Raw genomic sequence first — 264 nt, forward strand, 5'->3', positions numbered from 1 at the left:
TCGGAACGGCCGTCACGCAACAGTGATGACCCGTCAAGAGGCCTCACACTGCTCTTCCAGGGAGACGAAGAAGATGACCATTTTGCCGACATTGAAATCTCTTGCCGTCGCAGCCGCCATCCTGGCTTCGACCTCCGCAATTGCACTCGCCAAGGACGTTCACATCAGCGTCTGGGCCGGCGGTACCGGCCCGAACGACGTCTATCGCCTCGACGCCATCGAGATCGCAGCCCAGCAACTGCAGCGCGAAGCCGCCCTCAAGGG

1 pseudogene is annotated in these 264 nt (G+C 61.4%); it reads left to right on the forward strand.

Annotation, left to right across the window (positions count from 1 at the left end):
- Nucleotides 1-73: 73 nt before the first annotated feature.
- Nucleotides 74-264 (forward strand): annotated as a pseudogene (locus EOD29_RS32490) (ABC transporter substrate-binding protein); the annotation flags it as partial.

This window comes from Mesorhizobium sp. M1A.T.Ca.IN.004.03.1.1 (assembly GCF_003997555.1).
Classification (GTDB): domain Bacteria; phylum Pseudomonadota; class Alphaproteobacteria; order Rhizobiales; family Rhizobiaceae; genus Mesorhizobium.